This window comes from Streptomyces sp. B1866, assembly GCF_031932565.1.
GTDB lineage: Bacteria > Actinomycetota > Actinomycetes > Streptomycetales > Streptomycetaceae > Streptomyces.
Window position 1 is genome coordinate 1 of the sequence record NZ_JAVSCF010000346.1, and the last position, 5325, is coordinate 5325.

At 76.9% G+C, this 5325-nt stretch carries 5 protein-coding genes; 3 read left to right on the forward strand and 2 right to left on the reverse strand.

Going from position 1 to position 5325, the window contains the following annotated elements; translation table 11 throughout:
* The first annotated feature begins 225 nt into the window (after positions 1-225).
* From RKE29_RS27660 to RKE29_RS27670, 3 genes are all read left to right on the forward strand, one after another.
* Complete coding sequence (locus RKE29_RS27660; protein ID WP_312008411.1) at positions 226-1539, forward strand: hypothetical protein; 1314 nt, start codon at positions 226-228, stop codon at positions 1537-1539.
* Between the two features lie 568 nt (positions 1540-2107).
* Entirely contained in the window at positions 2108-2770 is a 663-nt protein-coding gene (locus RKE29_RS27665) for a haloacid dehalogenase-like hydrolase (RefSeq protein ID WP_312008412.1), read from the forward strand.
* A gap of 435 nt (positions 2771-3205) precedes the next feature.
* The gene (locus RKE29_RS27670; RefSeq protein ID WP_312008413.1) at positions 3206-3589 is read left to right on the forward strand and encodes a cold-shock protein; all 384 of its coding nucleotides are present in this window, start codon (positions 3206-3208) and stop codon (positions 3587-3589) included.
* Positions 3590-3671: 82 nt separating this feature from the next.
* Here RKE29_RS27670 and RKE29_RS27675 read toward each other — a convergent pair whose 3' ends face one another.
* Both RKE29_RS27675 and RKE29_RS27680 read right to left on the reverse strand, forming a co-directional pair.
* A complete protein-coding gene (locus RKE29_RS27675; protein WP_312008414.1) occupies positions 3672-4655 on the reverse strand; it encodes a 1,4-dihydroxy-6-naphthoate synthase in 984 nt (327 codons plus the stop codon).
* Positions 4652-5281: a futalosine hydrolase gene (locus tag RKE29_RS27680; RefSeq protein ID WP_312008416.1), complete on the reverse strand. Its 630-nt coding sequence runs from the start codon at positions 5279-5281 to the stop codon at positions 4652-4654. Before RKE29_RS27680 ends, RKE29_RS27675 begins: the two co-directional genes overlap by 4 nt.
* Between the last annotated feature and the right edge of the window lie 44 nt (positions 5282-5325).

Sequence of the window (5325 nt, forward strand, 5' to 3'; positions counted from 1 at the left end):
CGCGGCCGGCCGGGACCGCCCCGGGCGGCGGGGGACCGGGGCGGCGCCTCGGCGCGCACGCGCGGCGCCTCGTGGCGGCCGCCGCCGTCGTGGCCGGTCTCTGCGGGCACGCGTACCTCCCGATCCCGTGCTGGTCCCGAGTTGGTCATTCGATCCACACTAACGGGCGCGGTACCGTCGAAGCGGTCTGGTACGCCAAGGGTGCGGACGGGCAGGGGTTTTCTGGTGGGGATCGAGAGCGAGCAGCTCGTCTACGACTATCTGAGCCGCGTCGGCGACCTGGCGCAGCAGACCGGGCTGCCGTCCGCCGCCCGGATGCGGCTGGTCGCCGAGCTGCGCGCGGACATCGACGAGCGGCGGGCGGCGACCGGTACGGACAGCCCCGCCGGGGTGAAACGGATTCTGGCCAGAATCGGCACGCCGTCGGAGGTGGTCGCGGCGGCGGGCGGACGGCAGGGCGTCGGGCCGCGTGGGGCGGAGCCGGTCCCGGGGCCGGGGCGTGGCGGCTCCGGCGGGGCTGGCGGGTCTGGCGGCTTCGGTGGTTCCGGCGGGGGTGGCGGGTCCGGTTCCGGTGGCTCCGGCGGTTCCGGCGGGGCTGGTGGGTCCGGTGGCTCCGGCGGTGGTGCGGGCGGCGAGCGCGGGTCCGGGCTGCTCGGCGGCCTGCTCGGACGGTTGCCGTCCCCTCGGAGCGAGCCCGGCCCGGACACGCCGCGCGGTCCGGGCGGGCTGCTGGGTTCCGGCGGGCTGCTGGGGTCGGGCGGGTCCCGCCGTACGGGTCCGGGCGCGCCGCGCCGACCCCGTACGGAACCGCCGCCCGCCGGGCCGCCCCCCGCCTCGCCGCCGCACCTCGCGGGCGAGGACGAGCTGAGCCCCCGCGAGTCCAATCCCGACTGGTGGCGCGTCGAACCCGGTCCGTTCGGCTACCAGAGTTCGGCGGAGGTCGGCTCCGTTGCCGGGTTCACCGGCGGTATCGAGGTGCCCGAGCTGCTGCGGCCGCCGTCCACCGACGACCCGGACGCCGAGGCGGCCGGTGGGCCCGGCGCGGGGCGTCCCGCCGGGGCGGGCGGCGCGGGGAGCGCGGTCGAGGACGCCAAGGGCGGCGCGGGCGAGTCGGAGCAGGGGCGGGGCGCGCGGCGCGGGCTGCGCCGCGTCGGCCGGAAGCGCGGCGGGGACGGCGGGGGCGAGGGCGGTGGCCGGGCGCGCGTCTCCGTCAGCCCGCTCCTGCTGATCGCCGCCGGTGTGCTCGTCGCCGGGGCCGCCCTGGGCAACGTCATCGTGCTCGGCGTCGGCTGGGTGATCGCCTTCTACAACCGCACGCTCTCCCGCGCCCAGGCCAAGTGGGCCGTGCTGGGCCTGCCCGGTCTGGTGCTCGCCGGGGGCGTGGTCTGGCTGTGGGGCCGGTCCGAGGGGCGCTGGGGTGCGCGGATCGCGGACGGCGGGATGAACGACGCGGTGGCCGACACCTGGCCGGTCGTCGTGCGCGCCGCCGCGGTGGCGACGGCCGTCTATCTGCTGTGGCGGGGCAGGCGCCGGGCCTGAGACAGCGGCCGAAAGGGGCCTCGGCGGTCCTCCGGCCGTCCGGCGGCGCCCGGGGGCGCCACGACCGGGATCCGCCGGGCCGCTAGTGCTGTGACCGGGAGGGTCCACCGGCTCACGGCGTCCGGCACGGCACTCCCCAGCTACCGCTGGGAGCTACTTCCGCGCGGCGCTGCCGGACCGGTCGAGCAGGTCCGCTACGAGGCCGTCCGGCGCCCTGCGACGTACCGCACCGCACCGCCACGCCGCGAGTCACCGGCAAACCTTCCCGGTCACAGCGCTAGAGGACCGCCGGGGTCTCGCTCGGGTGGCCCCGGGGTGCCGCTTGGTCGGCCGTGGGTTCCCGCTTGGGCGGTCCGTGGGCGGGCGCGGCACAATGCGGCTCATGGGTTCGTACAGCGGTTCGCATGATTTCGGCCGTTCTGGGCGGGCGGAGGGTGTGTCCCGGGCAGCGGCTGACGCGGCCCGGGTGGACGCCGGGCCCGCGCGGGTGGACGGTGCGCCGCGGGTCGGCGGCGCTCCGGGGGCGGACGGCTCACCGCGGGTGGACGGCGGGCCGGGGTCGCGCCCCGTGCCGGGAGTGGACGTACGGCCGGGCGGTGGCGGTCCGGGCCGCGCGCCGCTGACCGTCGGCTTCGACCTCGACATGACGCTGATCGACTCCCGCCCCGGCATCCGGGCCGCGTACGAGGCCCTGTCCGCCCGTACCGGCGTCTTCATCGACGCCGTGCTCGCTACCAGCCGCCTCGGCCCGCCGCTGGAGCACGAGCTGGCGCACTGGTTCCCGGCCGAGCGGGTCGCCGAGATGCAGGTCGTCTACCGCGAGCTGTACCCGGACCACGCCATCACGCCGACCGTGGCCCTGCCCGGGGCCCGGGAGGCCGTGGCCGCGGTGCGCCGGGCGGGCGGACGGGCCATCGTGGTCACGGCCAAGCACGAGCCGAACGCCCTGCTCCACCTCGACCACCTGGAGATCGAGGCCGACGCCGTGATCGGCTGGCTGTGGGCCGAGGCCAAGGCGACCGCGCTGCGGGCGCACGGCGCCTCGGTCTACGTCGGCGACCACACGGGCGACGTGATCGGGGCCCGTATGGCGGGCGCGCTGTCCGTGGCGGTGGCCACCGGGCCGTGCGGCGCCGCGGAGCTGCGCACGGCCGGGGCGGGCGTCGTGCTGGACGACCTGACGGCCTTTCCGGCGTGGCTGGATCATTACGTTGCCACCGGGGTCGTCTGACGGGTCGTACGGGCGGATTCCGGGCGTCCTTCCGGACGTGCCGGGGGCGCGCCGGGGGCAGGATCCGTGGCGCGGCGGGCCCGGGGCCCGGGGTGTGCCGGGCGCGTGCGCGCGTCGCGGCGGGCGCGCGCGAGGGGCACGTCCGGGCCGTGTCACCGGCCGGAGCCGCGGTTCCGGTCTGCGGGGTTTCGTGGCTTACCGCTCCCGGGTAGGTCCCGAGCCAGGAGCGCGCAGGAACCGATCGGGTACGTCTTGTCACCGGGCCCCCGGCCACTAGCCTGGTGGCGGCGGGTCCTCTGGCCCGCTGTCGTGCTCTCCGGAGCTGTTTTTCCGTGGTGTCCGGCGTACCTGATGTGATCCGATGTAGTCCCATGCAAGGCGATACACCCCGCGTTTCCCGATGTGTTCCGACGAGCGACGAGGACGAGGACAGACGTGCCTACCGGCAAGGTCAAGTGGTTCAACAGCGAGAAGGGCTTCGGCTTTCTCTCCCGCGACGACGGTGGTGACGTCTTCGTCCACTCGTCGGTGCTCCCGGATGGCGTGGACTCGCTGAAGCCGGGCCAGCGCGTCGAGTTCGGCGTGGTGGCGGGGAATCGCGGTGACCAGGCGCTGTCGGTGATCGTCATCGACCCCACTCCCTCGGTCGCGGCGGCGCAGCGCCGCAAGCCGGACGAGCTGGCGTCCATCGTCCAGGACCTCACCACCCTGCTGGAGAACGTGACGCAGCAGCTGGAGCGCGGCCGGTATCCGGACAAGACGCAGGGGCGCAAGATCGCGGGCATGCTGCGGGCGGTGGCCGACCAGCTGGACGTCTGAGCGGACGGGTTGCCGACGGGGCCGGCGGGGTCGGGCGGGGGCGCCCGGCCGGTCCTGTCCTGCGCCTCCCCCCGCGGCCGTCCTACGCCTCCACCGGCCGCAGCGCGTCGGGCGCGACGGGCGGCACCAGCTCCTCCGCGGCCGCCCGGGTCAGCAGCCCGCGCACGGCGGCGAACCCGCTCTCGCCCAGGTCGGCGGTGAACTCGTTCACGTACAGCCCGATGTGCTGGTCGGCGACGGCCGGGTCCATCTCCTGCGCGTGCTGGAGCACGTACGCGCGCGAGGCGACCGGGTCGTCCCACGCCCCGCGCACCGACGTCCGGATCGCCTCCGCGACCGCCCGCAGCCGCTCGGCGCCCAGCGTGCGCCGCGCGATGATCGCGCCGAGCGGGATGGGCAGGCCGGTGGTGTCCTCCCAGTGCTCGCCCATGTCGGCCACGCAGTGCAGCCCGTAACCCTGATAGGTGAACCTCGCCTCGTGGATGACGAGCCCGGCGTCCACGCGTCCGTCCCGTACGGCGGGCATGATCTGGTGGAACGGCATCACCACCACCCGGCCCACCCCGCCCGGCACCCGCGCCGTCGCCCACAGCCGGAACAGCAGGTACGCGGTCGACCGCTCGCTCGGCACCGCGACCGTCGCGCCGGTCAGGGCGTCCGGCGCGACCGGCTGCCGGGTCAGCACCAGCGGGCCGCAGCCGCGTCCGAGCGCGCCGCCGCACGGCAGCAGCGCGTAGTCGCGCAGCACCCACGGCAGGACGGCGTACGAGACCTTCAGCACGTCCAGCTCGCCGCGCTCGGCCATGCCGTTGGTGACGTCGATGTCCGCGAAGGTGACGTCGATGGCGGGCGCGCCGGGGACCAGGCCGTGGGCCCAGGCGTGGAAGACGAAGGTGTCGTTCGGGCAGGGCGAGTAGGCGATGCGCAGGGGGGCTCCGGCGGTCTGCGCCTCGGCCGCCTCTGCCTCGGCCTGCGCCTGCGCCTCTCCCTCTGCCGTGGGGGCCGGTCGCGGGGCCGTCCCCGCGGTCGTCCGGGCCGTCCGGCTCGTTCGGCTCGTTCGGGTCATCCGGGATCTTCCTCCCAGGTCGCGAGTACGGGTACGAGCGCGCCGAAGGCCGCCGCCAGGGCGTCGAGGGCGTCGCGGATCCGCCAGGCCGCCCGGTCGCGCGGGCCGACCGCGTTCGAGACGGCCCGTACCTCCAGGACGGGCACGCCGTGCGCCGCCGCCGCCTCCGCCACCCCGAAGCCCTCCATCGCCTCGGCGACGGCGTCCGGGTGACGGTCCAGCAACTCGGCCGTCCGCGCCGCGCTGCCGGTGACCGTGGACACGGTCAGCACCGTGCCGCGCACCGCCCCCGCCGCCCGCGCGGCCGCCCGGGCCAGCCCGGCGGGCGGGCGGTGCTCCACGGTTCCGAAGCCGAGGTCGGTGACGGCCGCGAAGCCGTCCGGGGTCTGCGCGCCGAGGTCGGCGGCCACGATCGCGTCGGCCACGACCACCGACCCGAGGGCGGCCCGCGCGAACCCGCCGCCGATCCCCGCCGACACGGCCAGGTCGTACGGGGTGCCCGCCAGCGCCGCCGCGGTCAGGGCCGAGGCGGTCGCCGCCGCCGCGGCGGCCGGGCCGACCCCGGCGGGCAGCACGTCCACCCGCAGGGGCGCGGGCGCGTACGGCGGCCCGGCCGACAGCCGCAGGCGGTGGCGGGCGGGTCCGGGCAGCCGGGGGTCCGGCGCCGTGC

Excerpts from the sequence above, each read along its gene's own strand:
- RKE29_RS27675 (WP_312008414.1), bottom strand. The coding sequence starts at position 4,655 with ATGACCCGAACGAGCCGAACGAGCCGGACGGCCCGGACGACCGCGGGG.